Source organism: Neobacillus sp. NPDC093182 (genome assembly GCF_044754045.1).
In genome coordinates this window covers 129,017-155,309 of the sequence record NZ_JBIVOI010000009.1, presented here as the reverse complement: position 1 = coordinate 155,309, position 26,293 = coordinate 129,017, and the positions used below count along the sequence as shown (strand labels likewise).

At 38.3% G+C, this 26,293-nt stretch carries 20 protein-coding genes and 1 pseudogene; 18 read left to right on the top strand and 3 right to left on the bottom strand.

From position 1 onward, the window contains the following. Positions 1-92 precede the first annotated feature (92 nt). The 3 genes from ACIQAA_RS17525 (at position 93) to fbp (ending at position 5,859) form a co-directional block, all read left to right on the top strand. Entirely contained in the window at positions 93-1,853 is a 1,761-nt protein-coding gene (locus tag ACIQAA_RS17525; RefSeq protein ID WP_402621834.1) for an ABC transporter ATP-binding protein, read from the top strand. Then, the gene (locus ACIQAA_RS17520) at positions 1,846-3,678 is read left to right on the top strand and encodes an ABC transporter ATP-binding protein (RefSeq protein WP_402621832.1); all 1,833 of its coding nucleotides are present in this window, start codon (positions 1,846-1,848) and stop codon (positions 3,676-3,678) included. Before ACIQAA_RS17525 ends, ACIQAA_RS17520 begins: the two co-directional genes overlap by 8 nt. A gap of 249 nt (positions 3,679-3,927) precedes the next feature. After that, the gene (gene fbp / locus ACIQAA_RS17515; protein WP_402621830.1) at positions 3,928-5,859 is read left to right on the top strand and encodes a fructose-1,6-bisphosphatase; all 1,932 of its coding nucleotides are present in this window, start codon (positions 3,928-3,930) and stop codon (positions 5,857-5,859) included. A gap of 158 nt (positions 5,860-6,017) precedes the next feature. Here fbp and ACIQAA_RS17510 read toward each other — a convergent pair whose 3' ends face one another. From ACIQAA_RS17510 to melA, 3 genes are all read right to left on the bottom strand, one after another. Beyond that, the gene (locus tag ACIQAA_RS17510; protein WP_402621828.1) at positions 6,018-6,758 is read right to left on the bottom strand and encodes an SH3 domain-containing protein; all 741 of its coding nucleotides are present in this window, start codon (positions 6,756-6,758) and stop codon (positions 6,018-6,020) included. A gap of 5 nt (positions 6,759-6,763) precedes the next feature. Further along, positions 6,764-7,684: a hypothetical protein gene (locus tag ACIQAA_RS17505; protein WP_402621826.1), complete on the bottom strand. Its 921-nt coding sequence runs from the start codon at positions 7,682-7,684 to the stop codon at positions 6,764-6,766. Between the two features lie 909 nt (positions 7,685-8,593). Next, positions 8,594-9,919, bottom strand: a complete 1,326-nt coding sequence (gene melA / locus ACIQAA_RS17500) for an alpha-glucosidase/alpha-galactosidase (RefSeq protein WP_402621824.1) — start codon at positions 9,917-9,919, stop codon at positions 8,594-8,596. Between the two features lie 178 nt (positions 9,920-10,097). On the opposite strand from melA, the gene ACIQAA_RS17495 reads away from it, so the two are divergent. From ACIQAA_RS17495 to ACIQAA_RS17425, 15 genes and pseudogenes are all read left to right on the top strand, one after another. Continuing rightward, complete coding sequence (locus ACIQAA_RS17495) at positions 10,098-11,003, top strand: AraC family transcriptional regulator (RefSeq protein WP_402621822.1); 906 nt, start codon at positions 10,098-10,100, stop codon at positions 11,001-11,003. A 737-nt stretch (positions 11,004-11,740) separates the two neighbouring features. Further along, positions 11,741-12,769, top strand: coding sequence for a LacI family DNA-binding transcriptional regulator (locus tag ACIQAA_RS17490; protein ID WP_402621820.1), 1,029 nt, complete (start codon positions 11,741-11,743; stop codon positions 12,767-12,769). A 121-nt stretch (positions 12,770-12,890) separates the two neighbouring features. After that, complete coding sequence (locus tag ACIQAA_RS17485; protein WP_402621818.1) at positions 12,891-14,129, top strand: ABC transporter substrate-binding protein; 1,239 nt, start codon at positions 12,891-12,893, stop codon at positions 14,127-14,129. A 140-nt stretch (positions 14,130-14,269) separates the two neighbouring features. Beyond that, positions 14,270-15,136, top strand: a complete 867-nt coding sequence (locus tag ACIQAA_RS17480; RefSeq protein ID WP_402621992.1) for a carbohydrate ABC transporter permease — start codon at positions 14,270-14,272, stop codon at positions 15,134-15,136. Next, a complete protein-coding gene (locus ACIQAA_RS17475) occupies positions 15,136-15,954 on the top strand; it encodes a carbohydrate ABC transporter permease (protein WP_402621816.1) in 819 nt (272 codons plus the stop codon). Before ACIQAA_RS17480 ends, ACIQAA_RS17475 begins: the two co-directional genes overlap by 1 nt. Before the next feature lie 26 nt (positions 15,955-15,980). After that, positions 15,981-18,176 (top strand): alpha-galactosidase, encoded by a 2,196-nt coding sequence (locus ACIQAA_RS17470; RefSeq protein ID WP_402621814.1) that lies wholly within the window; start codon positions 15,981-15,983, stop codon positions 18,174-18,176. Positions 18,177-18,691: 515 nt separating this feature from the next. Next, positions 18,692-19,741: an NAD(P)-dependent alcohol dehydrogenase gene (locus ACIQAA_RS17465; RefSeq protein WP_402621813.1), complete on the top strand. Its 1,050-nt coding sequence runs from the start codon at positions 18,692-18,694 to the stop codon at positions 19,739-19,741. Positions 19,742-20,059: 318 nt separating this feature from the next. Then, a complete protein-coding gene (locus ACIQAA_RS17460) occupies positions 20,060-20,170 on the top strand; it encodes a hypothetical protein (protein ID WP_402621811.1) in 111 nt (36 codons plus the stop codon). Positions 20,171-20,452: 282 nt separating this feature from the next. Then, the gene (locus ACIQAA_RS17455; RefSeq protein ID WP_402621809.1) at positions 20,453-21,691 is read left to right on the top strand and encodes a multidrug effflux MFS transporter; all 1,239 of its coding nucleotides are present in this window, start codon (positions 20,453-20,455) and stop codon (positions 21,689-21,691) included. A 427-nt stretch (positions 21,692-22,118) separates the two neighbouring features. Beyond that, positions 22,119-22,316: a hypothetical protein gene (locus tag ACIQAA_RS17450; protein ID WP_402621807.1), complete on the top strand. Its 198-nt coding sequence runs from the start codon at positions 22,119-22,121 to the stop codon at positions 22,314-22,316. A 65-nt stretch (positions 22,317-22,381) separates the two neighbouring features. Further along, positions 22,382-23,286, top strand: a pseudogene (locus tag ACIQAA_RS17445) (NAD(P)/FAD-dependent oxidoreductase). Between the two features lie 196 nt (positions 23,287-23,482). Continuing rightward, positions 23,483-23,779, top strand: coding sequence for an ATP-dependent DNA ligase (locus ACIQAA_RS17440; RefSeq protein ID WP_402621805.1), 297 nt, complete (start codon positions 23,483-23,485; stop codon positions 23,777-23,779). 123 nt (positions 23,780-23,902) lie between these two features. Continuing rightward, on the top strand, positions 23,903-24,169 hold the full coding sequence (locus tag ACIQAA_RS17435; RefSeq protein WP_402621803.1) for a hypothetical protein: 267 nt from the start codon (positions 23,903-23,905) through the stop codon (positions 24,167-24,169). 166 nt (positions 24,170-24,335) lie between these two features. Then, the gene (locus ACIQAA_RS17430) at positions 24,336-25,124 is read left to right on the top strand and encodes a hypothetical protein (protein WP_402621801.1); all 789 of its coding nucleotides are present in this window, start codon (positions 24,336-24,338) and stop codon (positions 25,122-25,124) included. Positions 25,125-25,555: 431 nt separating this feature from the next. Further along, complete coding sequence (locus ACIQAA_RS17425; protein ID WP_402621799.1) at positions 25,556-26,233, top strand: GNAT family N-acetyltransferase; 678 nt, start codon at positions 25,556-25,558, stop codon at positions 26,231-26,233. Positions 26,234-26,293 lie beyond the last annotated feature (60 nt).

Here is a 26,293-nt window from a genome sequence, read left to right as displayed (position 1 = left end):
CAGGCTTATAGGAAAGGCTGCATTTTTTTTAATAAAGTATCTAACACTATTAGATTGTGTTCCGTATGAATTCTTAGGAGGGTTTACTTTACATGCTGAAAATTTTTAAATATCTTCAGAAAAAGGAATGGCTATTAGTCTTATGCAGTTTAGTTTTTATCGTTACTCAGGTGTATCTCGATTTAAAGCTGCCTGATTATATGCGAGAAGTCACCGTGCTCGTACAGACGGAAGGAAGTAAGATGAGCGAAGTTCTCCTTAATGGTGGATATATGATTTTATGTGCTGTGGGCAGCATGGTTGCGGCTATGATTGTGGGGTTCTTTGCAGCCAAAGTCGCCGCTAGTTTTTCCGTACGGCTGCGGGCGATGGTATTTGAGAAGACCATGTCTTTTTCAATGGAAGAAATCAATGGCTTTTCAACTCCTAGTTTGATTACACGTTCCACAAATGATATCACACAGATTCAAATGCTGATTGCAATGGGACTACAGGTAGTGATCAAAGCACCAATTTTAGCGGTGTGGGCAATCTTTAAAATTATGGGGAAAAGCTGGCAGTGGACGGCCACTACCGGGATTGCCGTTGCCATCCTGATTCTCATGTTAACGATCCTTATTTTTGTTGCCATGCCGAAATTTAAGGTGATTCAGAGTTTAACAGATAACTTGAATACTGTTTCAAGAGAAAACTTGTCTGGTATCAGGGTGGTTCATGCCTACAATGCCCAAAAGTACCAGGAAGCGAAATTTGAAAAAGCAAACGACGAACTGACCAAGACGAATCTTTTTACCAGCCGGACAATGGCCATTATCATGCCGACAATGGGTATCATTATGTCAGGTATGAGTCTAGCTATCTATTGGATTGGTGCATACTTAATTAATGATGCGGCTCTGCCGAATCGGTTATCACTGTTTTCGGATATGGTGGTTTTCTCATCCTATGCCATGCAGGTGATTATGGCATTTATGATGCTTTCCTTTGTGTTTATCATGCTTCCAAGGGCATCGGTGTCTGCACGGCGAATTAATGAAGTCCTCGATATAGAGGCAACAATCATTGATGGGAATGTGACAGAAGGAAGTAAGGGTCACTCCGGCGAGGTTGAATTCCGGAATGTGAGTTTTAAATATCCAGATGCCTCCGATTATATTCTTCGAGATGTAAGCTTTACAGCACACAAAGGAGAAACAGTGGCATTTATCGGCTCCACCGGCAGTGGGAAGAGTACACTGCTTAATCTGATTCCTCGATATTTTGATGCAACAGAAGGGGAAGTATTGGTTGATGGTGTCAATGTGAAATATTATCAGCAGGAGGCATTAAGGAATAAGCTTGGCTATGTTTCCCAAAAAGCCGTATTGTTCAGCGGTACCGTTTCTTCCAATGTAGCTTATGGAGAAAGTGGAGAGAATTCAGCAGAGGATCATATTAAGAAGGCAGTGGATATTGCACAAGGTACAGAATTTGTTGAGAAAATGGAAAACCAGTACAATTCTTCAATTTCTCAAGGTGGTACCAATATCTCCGGCGGACAGAAGCAAAGACTGTCCATCGCTCGTGCGGTGTATAGACGGCCGGAAATCTATATTTTCGATGATTCTTTTTCAGCACTAGATTATAAGACTGATAGAACATTGAGATCTGTACTAAAAAAAGAAACAAGCGACGCAACTACATTAATTGTTGCACAGCGAATTGGTACCATTAAAGATGCAGATAAAATCGTTGTATTGGATGATGGTGAAGTGGTGAGTATTGGCAGCCATCATGAGTTAATGAGAAATTGTGAAGTTTACCAGGAAATTGCCTATTCTCAGTTGTCAAAGGAGGAACTTGAAATTGGCTGAAAATCGTCAGGAACAGAATAGAACGACACCACCAGGCCCGCCACATGGAAGCGGCCCTCGCGGTGCAGGCGCAAAACCAAAGAATTTTAAGAAAACGTTTAGGCAGCTGATATCTTATTGCAAAGTCTATTTACCACTTATTATCATAGCCTTGTTACTGGCAATGGCAGGGGCAATCTTCAACATCATTGGACCAGAGTTCTTGAATCAGATTACCGATTTGATTACAGAAGGAATGCTGACCAGCATCGATCTTGACGCAGTAGTTAATGTCGCAGCCATTCTTGCCTTTCTATATAGCTTAGGTGCTTTGTTTAATTACATTCAAGGTTACATTATGGCCACCGTCACACAGCGGGTGTCTAAAAATTTACGGACAGATATTTCAACTAAAATTAATCGTTTGCCATTAAAATATTTTGACTCGACCAGTACTGGGGATGTTTTAAGTCGGATAACGAACGATGTTGATATGATTGGACAGACGATGAACCAAAGCTTAGGTGCACTAGTTTCAGCGGTCACCATGTTCCTTGGCTCTCTGATTATGATGTTTTACACCAACTGGATCATGGCGATTTCAGCCATTGTATCTACTTTTATTGGCTTTGCTTTAATGACTTTTATCATCTCAAAGTCGCAAAAGTACTTTGCTCAGCAGCAAAAAGAGCTAGGTAAATTAAACGGTCATATTGAGGAAATCTATTCTGGCCACCATGTTGTGAAGGTTTATAATGGAGAGAATAATGCGAAGGAAACCTTCCATGAAATTAACACAAGACTATATGATAGCGCCTGGAAATCTCAATTTATGTCAGGGCTGATGATGCCATTAATGATGTTTGTTGGGAACTTTGGTTATGTCGTTGTAAGTATTGTCGGTGCCGTGCTAGCCGTGAATGATGTCATTTCATTTGGTGTGATTGTTGCATTTATGATTTATATCCGACTATTTACGCAGCCTCTTACACAGATCGCGCAGGCTGCTACCAACCTGCAGTCTACCGCTGCAGCAAGTGAACGTGTTTTCGAATTCCTTGCTGAAGAAGAGCTTGCAAACGAAAGTGAAAAACACGAAAGACTTGAATCCGCCATTGGTGATGTGGAGTTTAAAAATGTTCGCTTCGGCTATAGTGAAGATAAAATGGTCATTAACAACTTCTCTGCTACGGCAAAGTCAGGCCAAAAAGTTGCGATTGTCGGACCTACCGGTGCCGGTAAAACAACCTTGGTCAACCTGCTGATGCGATTTTATGAAGTAAATGGCGGGGAGATTTTGATTGACGGAGTACCAACAAATAAACTCACAAGAGCAAACATTCACGACGTGTTCAGTATGGTTCTTCAGGATACGTGGTTGTTTGAAGGCACGATTCGCGAGAATATTGTTTATTCCAGAAATGGAGTTTCGGATAAGGAAATAGAGGAAGCCTGTAAAGCAGTGGGCCTTCACCACTTCATTAAAACTCTGCCAAAAGGCTATGATACGATTCTCGATGATAAAGCAAATCTTTCCGCTGGTCAAAAACAGCTGATTACCATTGCTAGGGCAATGATTGAGCATAAACCATTACTTATTTTAGATGAGGCCACTAGTTCAGTTGATACCCGTACAGAAGTATTGATTCAGCAGGCAATGGATAAACTGACAGTCGGCAAAACCTCATTTGTGATTGCGCATAGACTTTCAACCATTAAAAATGCTGACTTGATATTGGTTATGAAGGATGGCGACATAATCGAAAGTGGAAATCACGAGGAATTACTACAGAAAAATGGTTTCTATGCCGAACTTTACAATAGTCAGTTTGAAAATGCTTCATAGCTAGCCTTAAAGTAGAATTGCCCGGGGAAAAATTTTCTCCGGGTATTTTTAATAAGTGTATAATGCAGTTATATGAAAATTACATAATGCTAAATGCGACTTACTGATAATAGGTGTACTAGTGTGTCAAATCTATCCAACTCTAAATAGTACAATAACTATTATTTGTCTTTTCTGATATAATACATAATTAATCTCAATCTATTACATAGAAAATAAATGGTGAATTTTGAAAGGGGATACATGGTTTTGAACTCAAAATATCTAGATTTACTTCTCCATAAATATGATAGTGAAGAAAAAGTGGTAACTGAAATTATTAATCTGGAAGCCATTCTTAATCTACCAAAGGGAACAGAACATTTTGTCAGTGATTTACATGGAGAGTATCAAGCATTTCAACATGTGTTAAGAAATGGTTCAGGGAATGTAAAAAAGAGAATCAGAGACTTGTTTCAAGATGTTTTATTTGAAAAAGAAATAAATGATTTTGCGACATTAGTTTATTATCCTGAAGAAAAATTAAAATTAATGAAAAGTCATTTTGGCAATGAACAAGAATTAAACCAATGGTATATAGTAATCATCGAGCGGATGATAAGACTTATTTCTCATGCTTCCTCTAAGTATACACGTTCGAAATTACGAAAGGCATTGCCGAATCAGTTTGTATTTGTTATAGAAGAGCTGTTATACAAAACCAATCAATCTGAAAATAAGGAGCAATATTATAAAGAAATTGTTGAGCAGATTATCTCCTTAGGTCAGGCTGATAAACTGATAACAGGGCTTGCGTATACCACCCAAAGATTGGTTGTCGCTCATCTACATGTAGTGGGGGATATTTATGATCGTGGACCCGAACCTGATAAAATCATGGATACTCTAATTAATTATCATTCCGTTGATATTCAGTGGGGAAATCATGATGTATTATGGATAGGTGCTTTTGCTGGTTCAATGGTTTGTCTCGCTAATATCATTCGAATCTGCGCAAGATACGACAATCTGGATATTATTGAAGATGTATATGGAATCAATCTTAGACCCCTCTTAAATCTTGCGGAGAAATATTATCAGGACAATCCTGCTTTCAGACCTAAGGTACATTCAGATAAGAAACAATCTGATCAAGAAAAATTACAAATAACGAAAATTCATCAAGCCATTGCGATGATTCAGTTCAAACTCGAAATGCCTATTATTAAGAGACGCCCGTATTTTAATATGTCAGACAGGCTTTTGCTTGAGAAAATTGATTATGACAAGAACGAAATAACGATTTATGGGAAAACCTACCCTCTAGAAAATACTTGCTTTGCCACGGTAGATCCTGAGCAGCCTGATCAATTATTAGATGAAGAAAAGCAGGTGATGGAAAAATTATTATTTTCAGTCCAGCATTCAGAAAAGCTAGCCAGACATATGAATTTCCTTATGAAGAAAGGGAGTCTTTATTTAAAATATAACGGGAATTTATTAATACATGGTTGTATTCCTCTAGATGAAAAAGGGAATATGGAAAAAATGGTTATCGAAAATAAAACCTATTCAGGTCGTGAATTACTTGATGTTTTTGAACGATACTTACGGCATGCTTTTGCACACCCTGAAGTGACAGATGATCTTGCGATGGATATGGTTTGGTATTTATGGACAGGAGAATATTCATCACTCTTTGGAAAAAGAGAAATGACCACTTTTGAGAGGTACTTTATTAAGGACAAGGCAACTCATAAAGAGAGAAAGAACCCATACTACTATTTACGTGAAAATGAAGAAATTTGCTGTAAAATCCTAACAGAATTTGATCTGAATCCTGACCAGGGTCATATTATCAATGGGCATACACCAGTTAAAGAAATTGAGGGAGAAGATCCAATTAAAGCAAATGGTAAGATGATTGTGATCGATGGGGGGTTCTCCAAAGCTTATCAATCAACAACAGGAATAGCAGGATATACGTTACTATATAATTCCTTCGGTATGCAACTGGTCGCCCATAAGCATTTTAATTCAAAAGAAGATGTTTTACTTAACGGGACAGACGTTTTATCAATTAAAAGAGTGGTAGATGAAGAATTAAAGAGAAAAAAGGTTAGAGAAACGAATGTTGGAGAGAAATTATTACAAGAAATCTCTATTTTAAATAGTTTGAGAGAATACCGCTATATGAATTAACACCAATTAGGAAGAGATATAAATAAGGAGAGGGGACTATACACCTTGAAGTCAACTCTCCTTAAATGGGTTGTTCTATGAACTGGAAAAAGGATGATAAAATCATGGAAATGGTTCAATTCATTGCGGCTTAGATAGTAATATCCCTGTTCAATTTTTTATTTTTCCCTGACAATCAAGGCTGAGATCCAGCCTTCGATCCCGTTTGCAGTTTGAACTTTTAGCCACTTAATTCCTTTGGAATCTACTTGTTCTTCATTCAAAAAATGCATGATTTCTCCATTTGTAATCGTATATAGATGGGGCGCGGTTAGTGCAGGAGCTTCACGAATATTTCCGCCTTCTTCATAATTCTTATTTAAAATTAAGACTTTTTGATCAGGAGTAGTCTCGGATGCTTGTGTGTACACGGGTTCTTGGTTTAACCATACCTCAGCATTTTTCCATTTTTGTGAATACCACTCATTTGGATTGTTCATGATTGCAGCAGTAAGCAAAATCACTAATCCTGTGGCAGAATAGAAAGTCCATCTTTTAATCCCTGTTTTATTCCTTTTCCTTTTCCTTTTCATTAAAAGCTGAATCATTTTGTTGAAAAAACGTTCGAACAAGGCAAACATTCCTTCAATGATATCAATCCAAACAGGAATGCCAGATTTTCCTGTATCTCTCCGGCTCCTTTGCATTGTGCAAAGAAGTGCCATGATTGGGTAAGAAATGAGATGAAGCATTTTTTTCAACAAACGGCAAAATAAGTTTAAGAAGGGAGGAACAATGTACAACAAAACCAGCCTTGTGAACTGTAGGAGCAAAAAGAGAGCCAAAAAAATACGCAACCAATCCGGCAGAACAGAAATAAGTGACCAGATCCAAAACAGCTGATTTAAAATGGATTCCACAACCGCTATTCTCCTTTATTTAAATAGGATGAAAGTTCTCTTCTTGGACCAGATATTTGTTTTTTTCTATTGATGTTTTCCAAATTGACAGGGAGATAGGGGAATAGCTTTTTTAGCTTGGCCAATCTTTGTTCTGCCTCAAACTGGTCAATAGAGTGATCGTTGATCAAGCTAAAGAGTTGTTTGTTTACCTCATATTTGAAGGCTTGATTTTGGCTAAACTCTGATTCCACTAAGCGCTTTGCCATTTCATTCTTTTCTCCAAGCTTCCCTGCAGTGATAAAATCACCTGCTTGAAGGGCTTCTTTAATCGAGGCAGAAATCCGGCGGGCTTCCTCCAAGTCGAGAGCCTCTTGATAGGCAGATAGTTCTGCGTTCCGGTCTAAATCGGCGATCGCCTCATCATGGCGCTGGTCCCGAATACCTTGTCGGATCAAGACACGGACATTTCGAACCACAATACCAGCCTCTCTTAACACCTTGACTAATGGTGAGGTTTGAAAAAATTCTTCAATATGCCGGGCAAAACTCAGATCCTCTTCAATAGGATAAAATCTTGCTTCCGACTCGACCCAGAAGGGCAGATTATTGTTAATAATGGTGCCAATTTCTCCTGCATTTTGTTGAACTAACCGTTCGGGGTATTCAACAGCAATATCGATAAATAAATTGACAGTAAACCTTCTTCCCCTTGTTGCCGAAGGGACTTCCTCCTTGTAGGTGATGGTTTGTTGCTGCATATTGACTGTATAAACCTTTTTATATTTGCCAATCCGCAATTCACTACGTGACAAACGCTCTCCATTTTTAACGGCATAGTATTCGTTTTGATTATTAACATAAACAAAGGCATAGGTCATAGACGACGCCGGCGGCTTTTCCAAAAAACTAAATTTCACGTCTTTAACATCTTCAATAAAATGCATTTGGTTATTCCCTCCAGGTTCACTATTTTCATTGAGAGATCACATTCGCTTGTCTACATTCTATGCAGACATTCAGAAGAAAAGCCCAAATCATGCAGAAATCGGGGGGTGAGAGAGTTGAAGTAACATAATCTAAAAGGAGTAAATATAACGGGGGACTTTGTTTAATGTATTTCTTCTATTGACTACCATAAAAGTAATCGTTTTATTATAGTAGTTTCTCAAGGGATAAAAACAGCCCGGAGAAAAGAATATTTTCTTCGGGCATTTTATTTGATATTTCTTCCAACGAACTGTGTAGTATATTTATTCAGAATTTAAACTATTTTTGATGTAGACTCAAATAATTGAAATAAATTCTCCTTAATATGATTAGCTGAAATATAACCAAATACTGTTGTTGGTCCCAATGTTGAACCTGGACTAGGATTTGATGTTCACCTTTTTTTCGAGACGAATGAAAAACAATGTGGTTCATTCACTGAGGTCTACAAAACAGGCTGACCTATCTTAACCATTAATAGAAAAATAGAAGGAGTCTATAGTGGTTGTATTGCTACGAATAACGGCATTAGAGAAATAGCTTCCGAATTAAAATTGACTTACATTGATCTTTATTCTAAGTTGGTCGAGAAGGAGGGGAATTTAAATAAAAATTATTCGTATGATAGTTTACATTTGAATACTCAAGGATACTATATCGTCTCAGAAGAGTTGCAGAATTACCTGTAAAGTAGACTGTTTATGTAGTAAGCAAATGACTCTGGTATTGTACCAGAGTCATTTCTAATTATTCATTTTGTTTTTCATATTTAGGCAGATTAATTTATCCACTTGTTAACTGCGTTGAATGGTTTGAAAATGGGTAAGTCCATATATTTTACTTAGATGAATGAGTTGCTCTTTTTGTTATATGAACGAAATTGTTTTACGATCTTCGAATTTTGGAATCCAGTCACCGTGTGCTTCAATTAAATCATCGCACATTGCAATGATGTCGTCCATTGATAATTCAGCGGCCGTATGAGGGTCCAGCATTGCTGCCTGATAAATATGTTCTCTCTTTTTCGTTACTGCTGCTTCAATTGTTAAAAGCTGTGTATTAATATTTGTACGGTTAAGTGCGGCTAACTGTTCTGGAAGATCTCCTACATAGCAAGGAGTGATTCCGCTGCGGTCAGCGACGCATGATACTTCAACAACAGCTTTTTCCGGTAAATTGCTGATTAAGCGACCCGTATTTAAAATGTTGCCGCCAAATTTAAATGGAACATTCGTCTCAATCGCTTCAATAATACGCGAACCATATTCGTGAGAACGGGTATGGGTAAGCTGTGCATTGTTGACCATCTCGTCCCGCATTTTGTCCCAGCGTTCAATTTGCTCTACACAACGACGCGGATACTCATCAAGAGGGATATTGAATTTCTCGATTAATTGCGGATAATTCCGTTTAATGAAGTACGGATGGTACTCGGCATTATGCTCAGATGATTCCGTTACGTAGTATCCGAATTTGTCCATTAATTCGAAGCGAACCATATCATCGTGTTTTGTTTGTTGTTTTTCTCTCGCACGGCGTTTAATTTCCGGATATAAATCTTTGCCGTCGCGTTTGATCTCAAGAAGCCATGCCATATGGTTGATACCTGCGATTTTTTCTTCCACTCCTTCATGATCCATTCCTAAGGATTTGAACAGGTGCTCGCTGCAAACTTGTACGCTATGGCATAATCCGACTGTTTTAACATTTGTATAGCGAAGCATTGCCCCAGTTAATGTTGCCATCGGATTTGTGTAGTTTAAAAACAGGGCATCCGGACAAACCTCTTCGATATCCTTGGCGAAATCCCACATAACCGGAATGGTGCGAAGGGAACGGAAAATACCGCCAATCCCGATTGTGTCAGCAATTGTTTGACGAAGGCCATATTTTTTAGGAATTTCAAAATCTATAACGGTGCTTGGTTTGTAGCCGCCAACTTGAATGGCATTAATAATGTATTTTGCTCCTCGCAATGCTTCTTTGCGATCAGAATACGCTTTCACTACTATGTTTGCCTGTAGGCTTAGTTTTAAATTGTTTAACATATTTTCCGAGTCTTTTAAGCGTTGCTCATCAATATCAAATAATGCGAACTCGAACCCAGCTAATGCCGGAACATGTATGCAGTCACCAAGAACATTTTTTGCAAAAACTGTACTTCCTGCCCCAATAAATGTGATTTTTGACATAATATTACCTCCTGTAAAGTGAAATTGGACTACTATCGATTCTTATAATAGGATAAAAAATTGTTTTTAGAACAACTTAACGTCCCATATTCATCTTTGTTTTTTTGTTGTTATAATAATAGTAAGTTGTTTATATACGAACCTCAATGGTAAGTTAGTGTGATTGGAGGGTAAAATATTGTCTTTGACTTATAGGGATAAACATGTGAAGGATTATGGAACGTACGGTTTTCGTTTTCAAGATGTGCTTCCTAACGATGTGGCAAACATTTTCTCGCTTGGCCGGGAAGAGAAAATGCCCGGTGTAGTTTATGATTGGCATGGGTTAAAGAGGAAAGATGTCGGCACATATGTGTTTCAATACACTCTGTCAGGATCGGGAAGGCTTGAAATACCGGATAAAAGTTATACCGTGAAGGCAGGAGAAGCATTCATTGTCGAGATTCCTAGCGATCATCGTTATTACTATCCAAAGGATAGCACGGGATGGGAGTTTATGTTTATTACATTAGTGGGACGAGAAGCCGCCGATTGCTGGCGGTTTATGGAGGAACAGAACGGTCCTCTCTTGAAAGTGTCTCCGGATTCGAAGCTGATTCAGCTTTTGCTGAAAATCTATCAAGAAACATATAATCAAAAGATTACCGATACATATTACGCTTCTGCAAAAGCTTATGAGTTTATTATGGAGTGTTACCGTTTCATCAGGAATATTGAAAAAACAACGAACGGTTTCTCTCTTCAGATTACTAACGCTTTATCCTTTATCCAAACACATTATCATGAACCGATTACACTCGACGAAATAGCGGCAGTATCCGGTTTCTCGAGATATTATTTTATTAAACAGTTTCAACACCAACTAAATATGACACCTGTGCAATACCTTACCAAAATCAGGATTCAAAAAGCGGCAGAGCTTCTTCGCTCAACGAGCTCCTCTGTTACAGACATTGCTGCCCAGGTAGGATATGCAAATGCCAACTATTTCAATAAAGTATTCCGCAAAGCGGTGGGTGTATCTGCCGGGACCTTTCGTAATAGTAAAGACGTTGTCGGAATTGATCATTTGATCATTGATTAAGACTTGTGGCAATATGAATTGATTGGTAGAAAAAGGAGTAATAAGGGCACTTAAACAGGAGACTAACCATGAGTGTCTTAATTTCACTTTCGGCAAATGCTATTTTATAAATTTTCACAAATATAAAAAGCATTGAAAAATCAATGCTTTTTGACGTCACGAAGAGGATTCGAACCTCCGACCTACAGTTTAGGAAAAGTATGAAATTGGTAAAACTGACGGCAATAAATTCTACATAATGCTTAAATAACTAGTTAAATTAACTAGTTATTTAAAGAGATCGAACAGTCGCTTGGTAATCCCGTCGTACAAAGACTAATAAAGTTGATGAAGTTTCGAGATGTGTACCCTGCTTTTAACGGTAAATTTAACGTACTTGATTCTAGCAGTGATGAAATTCTCCTGTCTTGGCAGGAGAATGATGCCTAATGTACCCTGTTTATTGATTGAAAACCAATAAGTCTGTCATCTTTTATGTAGACGAGCATGGTCTGGAAACAGAGTATCTTGTGTGAAAAATTGTAATTAGGTAAAATAACTATTCAGTCAGGTAAAGTGGATATCGTTCATTTTACCTTTTTTGTTGAATGATAGTTAAATTTTCTTAGTTACGTTTACTAAAATAGAATAAAAAGTGAGAAATAATCAAAAAAACACTTGTATGTAAGCGTATAACATGATATATTTCAAATACAGAGTTTAGTTAAGTTAACTAAACTAGGAATGATGGTGAGAAAATGGTAACAATAAAAGATATAGCAAAACGAGCAAATGTTTCAACTGCTACGGTATCAAGGATCTTAAATAATGACCCAACCTTATCTGTATCAGATGAGACGCGAAAAAAGATTTTAGATCTCGTAAATGAATTAGATTATAAGCCATTGCGGAAAAAGAGTGTGAAAGCGGAAAAGAGTATAGAGTCATTTAATATCGGTTTGATCTTTTTAAATGATGAATCTATTGATCCATATTTCCAGTCGATTCGGCTGGGGGTTGAAAGTACATGTCACCAGTTTCCATTAACTATCGTTTCGACGATGGTGGTTGGAAAGAGCGCCATTACTTCTGAGACTTTAAGTGACCTGGATGGCCTTATTGTAATAGGTGATATCGATACAAAAGAAATTAAAGAAATCTACTATAAAAACAATAATATTGTCGTAGTAGATTATCTTCCCCCAAACGATAGCGATGTTGATGTGGTCATCTCTGATTTTGAAGGCGCGACAAAGCAGGTCATCAATCATTTACTAGATCTTGGACACGAAGAAATAGCGTTTGTTGGCGGAAAAGGACTTGTTCATGGTGTTGTCAGCGAAAAAATGGTGGAAAAGGTAGATGTTCGTAAAAGCACTTTTGAAAAAGTAATGAAGGAAAAGGGTCTGTATAATCCCTCATACATATTGGAGGAAGATTGGGGACCTGCAAGTGGTTATTCATTAACCCAAAAGTTGATCAAAAATGGCAGGATGCCGAGTGCCATCGTGGTGGGTAGTGATCCGACAGCTTTAGGAGTGCTGCGAGCTTTGCATGAATCAGGGATTAATGTTCCGAACGATGTGTCGGTCGTAAGCTTCGACGATATCGAGGCGGCTGCCTACGTCAATCCTCGGCTTTCAACTGTAAAGGTTCACGGTGATGAAATGGGGAGGACGGCTGTTAAACTCCTATATGATCGATTAATGGGTAGAAAGATTGCGATGAAGGTCACGCTGCCAACTGAATTGATCATCCGGGATAGCATCAGTGTCAAAAAAGAATAATTCTCAAAAATCATAAATCGAAGGGAGGTGGATGGGAGAGTCTTTTGAAACCGATAACATTTAATAGTTTAATAGAACTCTGCTTAATAGATAAAAATATGCGATTAATGGAGGAATACATATGAAAAAGACAGTTTCATTACTTGCTGCGGGTGCTCTATCAATGTCCCTGCTAGCGGGATGCGGGAGCGGAGATAGTGCAAGTGGCGGGGATAACGGGAAAGTGGAAATTGAATTTTTCCATTATAAACGTGAAGCAATGGATACGTTTGATAAATTAATTGAGAAGTTTGAGAAGGAAAATACAAATATTGATGTTGAACAGGCTAGCCCCCCTGATGCAGGAACTGTTATCAAAACAAGAGTATCAAAAGGCGATATTCCGGACATTATCTCGGTTGGAGGGGATATGGGCTATAATGACCTGTCTAAAGCAGGAGTCTTTACGGATATTTCAAATGACAAAGTTCTTGACAAGGTTCAGCCTGCCTATGTCCAAATGCTGAAAGATATAACTGGCCAAGAGAAGGTTTATGCCGTTCCATTTGCGACTAATGCAGTTGGTGTCATCTATAATAAAGCAATCTTTAACGAACTAGGTTTGGAAGTTCCGAAAACGTGGGATGAATTTGTTGGCTTATCCGAGACAATTCAAAAGGCAGGAAAAGTTCCTTTCTACCATACGTATAAAGAATCTTGGACATTATTGCCTTCCTTCAATGCTTTGGCCGCAAATACACAGGGAGCTGACTTCTACGAACAACTGAATAAAGGAAAAGTACTCGCTGGAGAAAGGTATAAAGAAGCTATTGAGAAAATGGTTGTATTATCAAAATATGGTCATAAAAATCAGCAGGGTGTCGCCTATACGGATGGAAACACTGCTTTTGCCAAAGGGGAATCTGCTATGTACCTGCAAGGCATCTGGGCAATTCCTGAAATTAAAAAAGCAAATCCTGATATTGAGTTAGGTGTATTCCCGTTCCCGGCAACCAACAATCCTGATGAAAACAAGGTTGTTTCCGGTGTCGATTTACTTTTTGGTTTGGCTGCTAAGTCTGAGCATCCGGAAGAAGCAAAGAAGTTTATTGAATTCATGCTTCAAGATGAGAATGCAAAACAATATCTAGAAGAACAGAATGCTTTCTCCGCATTGAAGGGCATCGCTCAAGACAATCCAACTGTTTCTGACATAAAAGTAATGATAGAAAACGGATCAGTAACGGATTTCCCGGACCACTATATTCCAACAGGTGTATATCCTGATAAAACATTACAAACGTTAGTCCAAGATAAGGACGTTGATGCGGCCCTTGAAAAAATCCAAAAGGATTGGGAAAAAGTCCAAAGTCGTAAATAACTATCTAGGAGAAATTGGAGGCACCTTCTCCAATTTCTCTATCTTTTTAAGGGAGTGAAACATGAATGAAAAGTGACCAACTTATTTTGAATAACCCCCAATCGTCTCCCGCTGACTCGGCCAATAGTAAGAAAAAGAAAATGAACGCAAGAATGTTGACATATTACCTTATGGTTATTCCAGCAGCCCTACTTTTCTTTGTTTTTCATACGTTTCCGGCCATTCAAGGGATTTATTATTCCTTTACCAACTGGAATGGAATGAACCTTGATTACGATTTTGTAGGGCTAAAAAACTATATTAATCTATTTAAGGATACCGCTGTTCGAGATTCCTATTTATTTACCTTTAAGTTTGCTATCTTTGCAGGCATCTTAGTCAATATTATCAGTTTGGCGGTTGCTATTGGCTTAAATGCAAAAATCAAGGGAAGGAATTTTTTTAGAGCTGTATACTTCCTGCCTAATATTTTGAGCGTGTTGATTGTAGGTTTCATTTTTAACTACGTTTTTACAAACATTATGCCTAATCTTGGAGAGAAGTACCATATTGAATTTTTAACAAAAAATATCCTAGGGAATGCTGATTTTGCCTGGATTGGAATCTTGATTGTATTTGTTTGGCAGTCATGTGCCTTCAATGTTATTTTGTACCTATCAGGACTGCAGACGGTTCCAAACGAGCTATATGAAGCATCCGGTCTTGATGGAGCCAATCGCTGGCAACAATTCTGGAAGATTACCTTCCCGGTGATTGCACCTTTTTTTACCATTAATATGGTATTGGCAATGAAAAATTCCTTAATGGTGTTTGATCAAATTGTCGCAATGACAGGAGGAGGACCTGGTACGTCTACGACATCTATATCGTATCTAATCTATACCGGTGGATTAGCAGGCGGAGAGTTTGCCTTCCAATCTGCAAACGGCGTTATTTACTTTATTGTGATTATGGTTATCTCGGTATTCCAGCTTAAAGTTCTACAAAAAAGGGAGATGGATATGTAATGAGAGAAAGAACAAACTGGCCTGTCACGATACTCATAGCATTAGGTTCCTTGCTTATTCTAATCCCTTTGTATATTTCGATTTCAATTGCACTAAAAAATCCGCAGGAACTCGCAGAGTCTGCTTTATCACTCCCGCTTAATCTCCATTGGGAGAACTTTACAAAGGCGATTGAAGTGACCAATTTCTTTAGTGCCTTCAAAAACAGTGCCATGATTACGATTTTCACATTGATATTTACTCTACTATCTAACTCACTGGTAGCCTATGGGGTTGCCAGAAATATGCACCGGAAACTGTTTAGAAATTTGTACTATTACTTTGTAAGTGCGTTGTTCATTCCGTTTCCAATTATCATGCTGCCAATTGTGAAACAAACCTCAGCACTTGGTCTCAATAATATGGTTGGATTGATTTTGCTATATGTGGTATATGGTATGGCGATGAATATCTTTATTTATGTTGGTTATATCCGGTCCATTCCTATTGAACTCGAAGAGGCTGCTATTGTTGATGGCTGTAGCACTTGGGGTGTATTCTGGAGGGTGATTTTCCCACTCTTAACACCAATCAACGCGACAGTTGGAATCTTAACTTGTTTATGGGCATGGAATGACTTCCTCTTGCCGCTAGTTATTTTGAGTGATTCAGCGGATGCTACACTGCCGCTAGTTCAATACGTTTTCCAAACAGAGTTTGGTGCAGATTATAATCTAGCATTTGCATCTTACTTAATGGCGATGGCTCCGATGGTTATTATCTATCTGTTTGCCCAAAAGTGGATTATTGGCGGAGTTGTAAAAGGGGCAATAAAATAATCAGATTTAGGAGTTGTTTTTTGTAAATGGGAATTCATTATAATTCTGAAACGAAAACGTTTCATTTAAAAGCGAAAGATACAAGCTATGTACTCGGAGTCTTGCATGATGGCTATCTTGTTCATTACTACTGGGGTAAAGGAATTGGCGAATATCGCCACTCTAATTTCCTTCAGTTTGTTGATCGTGGTTTCTCTGGGAATCCGTACCAGCAAAAGGATGATAGGACGTTTTCACTGGATACGCTGCCACAGGAATATCCGCAATATGGGAATACCGATTTTAGGAAACCTGCTTATCAGGTTCAATTAGAAAATGGTTCGACCGTGTCTGATTTACGCTATGAGTCCCATACGATTTTTCAAGGGAAATCGCCGCTAGAAGGACTGCCGGCCACCTATGTTGAAGCGGTGGAAGAGGCAGAAACTCTTGAAATTACTTTGGAAGACTCGTTGATCGGCTTAAAAGTTATTTTAAGTTATACAGTCTTTGAGGGGTTAAATGTGATTACTCGCTCTGTACGATTTGTAAATGAAGGGCAACAGTCCGTAAAATTACTTCAAGCGTTAAGTGTAAATGTTGATTTTCGTGATGACGACTTCGATTTCTTACACCTCCATGGTGCCCATGTAAAAGAAAGACATATTGAACGAAAACCACTGAGACATGGAATTCAGTCTGTGGAAAGTACTAGAGGGGCGAGCAGCCATCAGCATAATCCATTTATAGCCCTTCTTAGAAAAGGTACGACAGAAGATAGCGGCGAGGTGTATGGATTCAACTTTGTTTACAGTGGAAATTTCCTTGCCCAGGCGGAAGTTGACCAATTTAGTAACACGAGAGTTACAATGGGAATCAATCCCTTTGATTTTAGTTGGAAATTAGATGTGGGAGAGAGTTTTCAAGCACCAGAGGTAGTAATGGTTTATTCATCTGAAGGTCTTGGACATATGTCACGGACGTATCATGAATTATACCGAACCCGCTTAGTGAGAGGAACTTACCGGGACAAAGAACGTCCGATCTTGGTAAACAACTGGGAAGCGACTTATTTTGATTTTAATGAAGAGAAAATCCTAGAAATTGCCAAAGAAGGTAGTGTACTAGGAATCGAATTATTTGTTTTGGACGATGGGTGGTTTGGAAAGCGTGATGATGACCGATCATCGCTGGGAGACTGGTTTGTAGATCATAATAAATTACCGAATGGATTGGGGACCCTTGCGTCCAATGTCAAAGACATGGGATTGGAATTCGGCCTCTGGTTTGAACCGGAAATGATTTCTGTCGATAGTGATTTGTACCGCGAGCACCCTGATTGGTGCCTTCACGTCCCTGGCCGAAGCCGTTCTGAGAGCCGCAATCAGCTTATATTAGATTTCTCTAGAGAAGATGTATGCGAAGAAATAACGAAGCGAGTTTGCAATATTTTAGCAAGTGCTCCTATTTCCTATGTAAAATGGGACATGAATCGACATATGACGGAAATTGGTTCCGCTCTACTTCCTGCTGATCGGCAAAGGGAAACGGCGCACCGTTATATGCTAGGGTTATATAATGTAATGAATAAAATAACAACTAGCTTCCGAGATGTTTTATTTGAAAGCTGCTCTGGCGGAGGAGGAAGGTTCGATCCGGGAATTCTCTACTATATGCCACAAACGTGGACTAGTGATAATACGGATGCAGTTTCACGGTTAAAGATTCAATATGGTACTAGCCTTGTTTATCCTATTGTTTCCATGGGATCGCATGTTTCTGCGGTGCCTAACCATCAGGTTCATCGCAGTACTTCAATGGAGATGCGCGGTGATGTGGCGATGTCTGGAAATTTAGGGTATGAACTTGATTTAACGAAGTTGTCTGAAGAGGAAAAAGAAATTGTCAAAAAACAGGTAGCATCATATAAGGAAATCAGAAGGTTGATCCAGTTTGGTGATTTCTATCGCCTAAAAAGTCCATTTGAGGGCAACGAAACAGCATGGTTATTTACGAATAAGGAAAAGACCGAAGGAATGGTTTATTACTTCCGAGTGTTGGCAGAGCCGGCTGCGCCATTTGCCTTTTTGAAGCTAAGTGGTATCGATGTAGATAAACAATATCAAGTTATCGGCACTAATAATGTATACGGCGGGGATGAACTCGTCTACGCTGGATTAAGTATTCCTTTAGAATTGAATGGTGATTTCCAAAGTCATACTTGGCATTTAAAAGTGATTTAGCAGTCAATAAAAATGTTGTCAACACAGAAAACTTCAATAATAGAGCTGACTTTATTCTTTTCTAAAGTCAGCTCTTTCTATTATAAAAATTACATAGCATCATTAGTGTTAATTGCGACATCAATATTCTTAAAGAAGGGCGATTGGTGGTTAGTAAAAATACTAGTGAGAAGGTCATCGACAGCTTCACAATTCGTGTAACCGCATTTAAGAAAAATAGGATACTACATTGCAATTTTAATCGTGAGAAGAAGACGATCTTTATATATTCTAAAGATTATCGACAATTTTGATTGATTTGTTGGATAATCAACGAATTGCTTTCTTTTAACCATTGAAAGCAACTATGTTCTATTTATAATTATAAACAGATGTTGGTTTTTCTTATTATGATAGATATGTATTTTATATAGAAACACACCGAACATGGGTAGTGTGTCCTCAATGGAAATTATCTGGAGTATCTCTTTCCAACAAGATTCAAAAAAGTATTAATAGATTGCAGGAGGTATATAATGATTACTGCTAAAGCACGTGCTACATTCAGTGAAGAAGGTCCGTTCAAACTGACCACGATAGAGCGCAGGGAGCTCCAACCGCTTGATGTCCTCATTGAGATTAAGTACGCTGGTATTTGTCACTCTGATATACATTCAGCTCGCGGCGAATGGGGTCCAGTAAACTATCCTTTCGTACCTGGGCACGAAATCGCCGGAATTGTTTCCCAGATTGGATCGGAAGTCACAAAGTTTTCTGTGGGCGACCGAGTCGGGGTGGGCTGTATGGTTGACTCTTGTGGAGAATGCGTTCACTGCCATGAGGGTGAGGAGCAGTATTGCCTCAATGGAATGACAGGCACCTATGGGTCTATTGACAAGTACGGTCAATACACACAGGGCGGATATTCCTCTCACATCGTTGTAACGGAAGGTTTCGTAGTCCGAATTCCAGACAACATCGAGCTTGATGCCGCCGCTCCACTCTTGTGTGCAGGTATCACGACGTACTCACCGCTGCACCATTGGGGAACTGGTCCTGGCAAAAAGATAGCTGTCGTAGGGCTTGGCGGACTTGGACCCATGGCTGTGAAGCTCGCTCATGCCATGGGGGCAGAAGTAACTGTGTTATCACAAACATTGAAGAAGAAAGAAGACGGTTTGCGTCTTGGTGCGGACCATTATTATGCCACAAGCGATCCGGAGACATTTAAGAAACTGGCTAGTTCGTTTGACCTCATCATAAATACAGTAAGCGCGAAAATTGATATTAGTGCTTATCTTTCGTTGCTGGCAGTGGATGGTACATTGGTCAACGTCGGCGCACCAGCGGAGCCGTTACCAGTTCACGTATTCTCACTTATCCCTCAACGTCGTTCGTTTGCAGGATCGTCTATCGGAGGAATTCGCGAAACGCAGGAAATGCTGGACTTTTGCGCAGAACACAACATTGTTCCAGAAATCGAGGTTATTTCCGCAAATCAAATTGATGAAGCTTGGGAGCGGGTACTAGCTTCAGATGTACGCTATCGATTTGTAATCGACATCAGCACGATGGGGAATGAGTAACGATTAGTCCTAGCTCCAGAATGCTTATTTATCAAGCCTTTTTATTAATTAAAATTAATTTAATACAATTAAATTAATATGGTTTTACTGAGTTTTTCGGCAATTTTTCGGCAATTCAGGATTCTACTCATTCAAGACCCACACCCAAAATTACCCCAGCAATCACTGCAAAATTTCTAATGGTCCAAAGGCACCCACACTATGAAAACAGTCTTTCAACTTATTCTTTTTATATTGAAGAATTAAAGTATATTAGAATTATTTTTCCTTTTCCATTTAAACTAGTAAGTGTGATAACAGGGGGAAGGTTTCATTGAAATGAATGGAACCACTTATCCTATTAAAAAAGGGGACCATATTCTTCTTCCTTTTGAATTTGGGGAATTTACGCTTTATGGGAATGCGGAATTCATAAGTTCTCATTTATAAAGATCATTGTGTTTTTTTACCAACGTTATTGTGAAACCGTAAAAATAATGGAGGATCATTTAAAAGAGCAGGATTCTTCCAGCTCTTCTGCTAATCATGAATATTCGATCTGTTTTCCAAAAATTTTTATAAAAATATTCCGCTTGACGAAGTAATTTGTCTTGTGCTATTTTTGAATGCATGTTGCGTTCTTCAAACCAGTTATTTATTAATCGCTTTTTTAATAATGCTGAAATTTTTTAAAAATATATATCAATGGTTTTATAGAAAGGAGAGTAATAGTTGAATACTTTAACAGGCAGGAAACGATTACAACTTGCATTACTATTAGGGTCACTTGGTCTTTTAGGTCCTTTTACGATCGATACTTATTTGCCATCATTTCCTACGATTGTGAAAGACTATGATACAACTGCATCTCTCGTTCAAGTTAGTTTAACGACTTGCCTACTTGGATTAGGATTGGGTCAATTAATTATTGGACCAATGAGTGATGTGCAAGGCCGCCGGAAACCGCTCAGGACTTTCCTCTTTTTATATTTAATCGCTTCTATAATTTGTGCATTTGCACCCAATATTTACACTTTTATTGGTGCCCGTTTCATTCAAGGCTTTGCGGCAGCAGGCGGTCTCGTTATTTCTAGGGCAATCGTTCGCGATCTCTACAGCGGAAGAGAACTGACTAAGTTTTTCTCTTTATTGATGTTAGTGGGTAATCTCGGACCGATCGTGGCACCGATTGCGGGAGCCATCATTCTGGCGTTTACAGACTGGTCAGGAGTTTTTCTAGTTTTATCGTGTATAGGAATTGTCTTAGTTTTAATGGTTTCATGGAAACTAGAGGAAACCTTACCTGAGGAAAAGCGTGTCCCAAGTGATTTTTCACAGGTCGTAAAGAATTTTGGTTCCTTGTTCAGGGATCGAGAGTTTACAGGGTATGCATTTACTCAAGGATTAATCGTTGCAGGGATCTTTGCTTATGTTTCAGGTATACCTTTTGTTTATCAAAATATTTACGGTGTATCTCCGCAAGTATTCAGTCTATTATTTGGAGTGAATGGTGTTGCGTTGATTATTGGAAGTCAATTGGTTGGACGTTTAGCAGATTTTATATCTGAAACGACCTTCTTAAAGATTGGGTTATTTACGGCTAGCATAGCGGGTGCTGTGTTACTTGCAGCTCTTCTGTTGAAGGCGCCACTAATTGCCGTTGCGATTCCTATCTTTTTGTTTATTGCATCATTAGCCGTCATTTCTTCAACTTCGTTCACGTTAGCTATGGAGAAACAAGGCCATATAGCAGGAAGTGCCTCTGCGCTTTTAGGGCTTTTGCCATTTGTTCTGGGGTCTTTAACAGCTCCACTTGTTGGAATAGCAGGAGAGTATACAGCCATTCCAATGGGGGTTATTATGTTTGCAACTAGCTTTATCGCTTTATTGATTTATTTTGGTGTGGTCCGAAAAGTTTTCAAGGTTCAGCCAAGAAGGAAGCTGAAGGGGAATTTTCAAATTAAGGGATAATAGAAACGCCTGACTGATCATCGTCAGGCGTTTTCTTTATTGTATTTTTTAACAAAAATAAAAAGCCTTGAAAAATCTAGGCTTTTTGACGTCCCGAAGAGGATTCGAACCTCCGACCTACAGTTTAGGAAACTGTTGCTTTTTGCTATTTACGTATATCCATTGATTTATAAGGGTTTGTATGACTGAAAGTGTGAATTAGTTCCTACAGCCTAGTATGTAGTAAGTCCTACAATCACTATTATTGGTAATTAAGTTATAAATGTCAATGATTCTATGAAATAATTTTTCTATTATCAACCTTATAGATCTTTTTTCGTTTTCTTGGGTGCTACAGAAGGAAATATGCCGTGAGATGAGAATTAATAACTCGGGGTATGGTTTTGGGTAGTGTGAGTCATGTGAAAAGTATACAAGGAGTTGAATGATGCACATGAATTACTCAAAAAATGAAGGAAACAAATTAGATGCTATTGAACAGTTAAAAGAGCAAGAAAAAGAGATGATGAGACGTCTTGCAGCTGGGGAACAAAAGGAACCATCACTAAATGAGCGATTAATCGCACAAGCTATTAATGCTTCAGAGGAACGTTATAAAAGGTCTAATGCTGCTAATTTAGTTTAATTATAGATATAAAAGGTCTTTAATGGTTGTTAAAACAGTTGAAAAAATAAATAGGGAGGTAAAAAATGAATGTTTTTGATTGTATCGTTATAGGTGGAGGTCCATCTGGGTTAAGTGCTAGATTACTTTAGGGAGGGCTAGGAGAAAAATTGCATTATTTGACGATGGAACGAATAGGGATAGAGTCACACATGAGTCACATGGATTTATTACTCGAGATGGGATAAAACCACAAGAGTTTAAAGAAATAGGGTTTAAAGAATTGGAGAATTATCCATCCGTATCATATTTTAATACAACAGTTACTGAAATATTCAAAGATATTGGTAATGAAAGATTTATGGTCAAAACAACGGATGGTCGGGAATTTGTTACAGAAAAGATTATATTAGCAAAGGGTATTCAAGAGGTATTTTCTATTCGAAGTGTAAGAAATTATTATGGGAAAAGCCTTTTTAGTTGCCCGTATTGTGATGGCTGGGAGTTAAGAGATAAACCATTAATTGTAATGGCAGAAAAAGAAGAGCATGCAATGCACATGGCTAGATTAGTCTATAACTGGTCTAAGGATTTAATTGTAATTACAAACGGAGTAGAAATATCTAAAGAAGGTGTTCAAGAGTTAGAAAAACGCAATATCAAAATAAAATCGGAGCCGATAAAAAACTTAATAGGTGATGACGGTTATATACAAAAAATTGAATTTGCATCAGGAGAAACGATTATAAGATCAGGTGGGTTTGTTGTTCCATCTTTTTATCGTCCAAATCAATTTGCTGAGAAGCTTGGGTGTGAAGTTCAAGAAAATGGAACAGTTGTAACAGATGGTGTTGGTAGAACAACACAAAAAAATATATATATTGCAGGAGAAACTGAAAAATCCGAACCCTCCTCATTAATGATTTCTGCTGCCGATGGTAATAAAGCTGCAGTTTCCGTAAATACTGATTTAACTTTGGAACGTTTTTGATTGTTTTAATAATGACCACATCTTATTGCTAAACTGGGTGCTTTAGTTCAAGAGCTGAGGAACCATTTCTGCAGATCAATATTCCGCAAACGGGCGCAATTGTTGAGGAGTATTCCTAATAAATAGGTTGTTTACATATTAGTCATGTATAATATGTTAAACAGCCTATGTTTTTTGCTTTTTTTAAATTTAGGTCTTGATAAATAACGAGGTTACGGCTAAGTTCCCGGAATTATTAACAATAGACATTCCGGACGGAACTGTATTAGATGGCGAGATTATTGTTACAGATCCAACCGGAAAACCGGACTTTGAGGCTATGATGAGCCGGTTCATGTCTAAAGGAAACATTTTAGATAATGGCACTTTAAGTTACGTTGTATTCGACGTAATTAAATATAAAGGTGAGTCAGTTACCGGGCTTCCGTTATCAGACAGGAAGCAGCTGCTAGATGAAAATAACCCAGGTTACGAGTCTAGTTGCGAAAGTTAAATATATAGAAGGTCATGGTTCTGCTTACTTTGAATTGGTTAAAGCGCAAGAGTTAGAAGGAATAGTGCTAAAGGCAAGGACTCACGCTATGAAATTGGTAAGCGCAGTCAGGCGTGGATCAAGGTGATTAATTATCAATATAAGGACATTCTTGTTACGGGCATTAGAAAAGGCGAATTTGGGCTGCTGCTGAGCTTTCTAGATGGAAAACCAGCTGGAGTAATGGAATTTATGCCACTAGCAGAACGTAAGAATTTATCTCGAATGAAGAAATTAGTTGACGAAGATAATAATTTTACTTTTATTGAGCCGATTAAGTGCAAAGTAAAATATAGAAATATAACTAAAGCTGGATTCCTACGGATTCCGTCATTTGTCGAATGGAAGTAAAGTGTTAATGCATTGTTTAGGAGGGAATCACAATCGTTCCGTCCTTTTGTTTAATATACATATAAGAGATTGTGAAGGAATGTACTTAAACTATAGGGGCAGGTTAGTGGCAGAACAGGGATGAGATAAATGTCCACACCTCTTATAATCACCAGCATATTATTCTATGAGATATCAATTATATGAGGTGATTTTTATCGCTAACAATAACCAACCTTTTCAGGGATGCTGTCCACTTACACCTATTCCTAAACCACCAAAGCAATTCTGTCCACCTGGACCAAGAGGACTAAGAGGACCTCAAGGACCTCAAGGAGTACCAGGACCTCAGGGACCTCAAGGAGTACCAGGACCTCAGGGACCTCAAGGAGTACCAGGACCTCCAGGACCACAAGGAGTACCAGGACCACAAGGAATACCAGGACCACAAGGTGTACCAGGACCTCCAGGACCTCCAGCACCCCCTTGTTTGAGTCTTTGTGACTGTTGTGTTTCTCCACTTCAGTCCGTCTTAGAACAACTAGTTGGGCAAACTGTAATTCTTAGCACTATTGCAGACGCACCAAATGTACCTCCTCTCTTTACTTTATTCACTATTATTGAAGTGAATGATTTTTTAGTTACTGTTACAGATGGTGCCACAACCTTTATGGTAAATATTTCTGATGTAACAGGGGTAGGATTTTTACCACCAGGACCTACTATCAACTTGTTGCCACCTGTTGATTCTGAGTGCGAATGTGATTGTCGTGAACGACCGATTAGACAATTACTGGATACACTTATCGGTTCTACAGTGATTCTTTTAGCAAGTAATGGTTCTACTACGGCAGATTTTAACGTGGAACAAACAGGTCTTGGCATAGTGTTAGGTACTTTACCAATAAGTCCTGAGACAATCGCTAGATTTGCAATTTCAACTTGCAAAATTACGGCTGTAGGACAACCTAGTTGAATAAGGAATGATGTTAAAAACCAAGCATCATGCATAAAGCAACTCCTAAGCTGTTTTGCTTAGTATTGACCATAAGTGGATTGTATCAGCATTTTTATATTCCGAAACAACATGAATAAAAAAAGCTACCTAATATAGGTAGCCATAACAGTTAGACGTTTTATAATTTGTTTTCTAAATAAAATATGTGCCTTTGTGATAAATGGTCCCTTCAGCAAAAGAACGAATTATTAGGCATTAATAGGAATACAACTACACATTAACATTGTGAAACAATGTACTTAAACTAACGGGTGCAATACTTAAAGATTCAGCTGCCAATTCAGGCGGCTTTTTTATTTTGGTAACGGGGCAGGATAGTTGAATAAGAAAGGTATCCTTCCATTCATATCGATTATAATGAAATTACTAAGTGTTAGGGGGGTTAGATATTGGTAACAGATCTTGAGCTAATGGAAATCCAGGCAGACGTATTATTTAAAAAAGACAACTTAGGGCGAATTACAGAAATAAATGAGCCAATATGTAAATCTGCACCATTATTTTTTCTAGGTCGTACTAAAGTTGATAACGTCCTTCGTTTCAATGAATCTTTTCCTGAAACAATAATAAATGAAGTAACACAAATTGTTAATCAAAATCCTACAAACGTTGATATTGGAAAAATAGTAATAATTTTAAACAAAGTAAAGGCAATAAGTAAAATCTGGATCGGTCCTGCATACGTTTTTCCCGAAAATTTTAATATGATTTCTGATGCAATTAAGATAACAAATGCAAATAAGAGATTATTACAATCGGGTTTTCCAAACCTATTAAAGCAATTTGAATGGAGACAACCACTTTTTGCCGTTATAGAAGATGGTACAGCTGTTTCTGTGTGTTGTAGTGCAAGAATTAGTAAAAAAGCAGCCGAGGCAAGTGTTGAAACGCTGGAAGCATATCAGGGAAAAGGATATGGCAGGGAATGTGTTATTGCTTGGGCAAGGGAAGTACAAAAAAAGGGTCGTCATTCTCTTTACAGTACGGCTTGGGATAACTTCCCCTCAGAGGCAATAGCTAAGAAATTAAATCTTTATAAATACGGGATAGATTTTCATATAAGTTAAAGTATAAGTCACTAGAACCCAACTTTCTTCTTCAACTAATCGGGTGCGTTTCTTCAATAA

What these genes read in the sequence shown, in the direction of transcription:
- ACIQAA_RS17525 (WP_402621834.1), top strand. Translation starts at nt 93, where the DNA reads ATGCTGAAAATTTTTAAATATCTTCAGAAAAAGGAATGGCTATTAGTC.
- ACIQAA_RS17505 (WP_402621826.1), bottom strand. Translation starts at nt 7,684, where the DNA reads ATGCATTTTATTGAAGATGTTAAAGACGTGAAATTTAGTTTTTTGGAA.
- melA (WP_402621824.1), bottom strand. Translation starts at nt 9,919, where the DNA reads ATGTCAAAAATCACATTTATTGGGGCAGGAAGTACAGTTTTTGCAAAA.
- ACIQAA_RS17490 (WP_402621820.1), top strand. Translation starts at nt 11,741, where the DNA reads ATGGTAACAATAAAAGATATAGCAAAACGAGCAAATGTTTCAACTGCT.
- ACIQAA_RS17485 (WP_402621818.1), top strand. Translation starts at nt 12,891, where the DNA reads ATGAAAAAGACAGTTTCATTACTTGCTGCGGGTGCTCTATCAATGTCC.
- ACIQAA_RS17480 (WP_402621992.1), top strand. Translation starts at nt 14,270, where the DNA reads ATGAACGCAAGAATGTTGACATATTACCTTATGGTTATTCCAGCAGCC.
- ACIQAA_RS17475 (WP_402621816.1), top strand. Translation starts at nt 15,136, where the DNA reads ATGAGAGAAAGAACAAACTGGCCTGTCACGATACTCATAGCATTAGGT.
- ACIQAA_RS17470 (WP_402621814.1), top strand. Translation starts at nt 15,981, where the DNA reads ATGGGAATTCATTATAATTCTGAAACGAAAACGTTTCATTTAAAAGCG.
- ACIQAA_RS17465 (WP_402621813.1), top strand. Translation starts at nt 18,692, where the DNA reads ATGATTACTGCTAAAGCACGTGCTACATTCAGTGAAGAAGGTCCGTTC.
- ACIQAA_RS17460 (WP_402621811.1), top strand. Translation starts at nt 20,060, where the DNA reads ATGAATGGAACCACTTATCCTATTAAAAAAGGGGACCATATTCTTCTT.
- ACIQAA_RS17450 (WP_402621807.1), top strand. Translation starts at nt 22,119, where the DNA reads ATGCACATGAATTACTCAAAAAATGAAGGAAACAAATTAGATGCTATT.
- ACIQAA_RS17430 (WP_402621801.1), top strand. Translation starts at nt 24,336, where the DNA reads ATGAGATATCAATTATATGAGGTGATTTTTATCGCTAACAATAACCAA.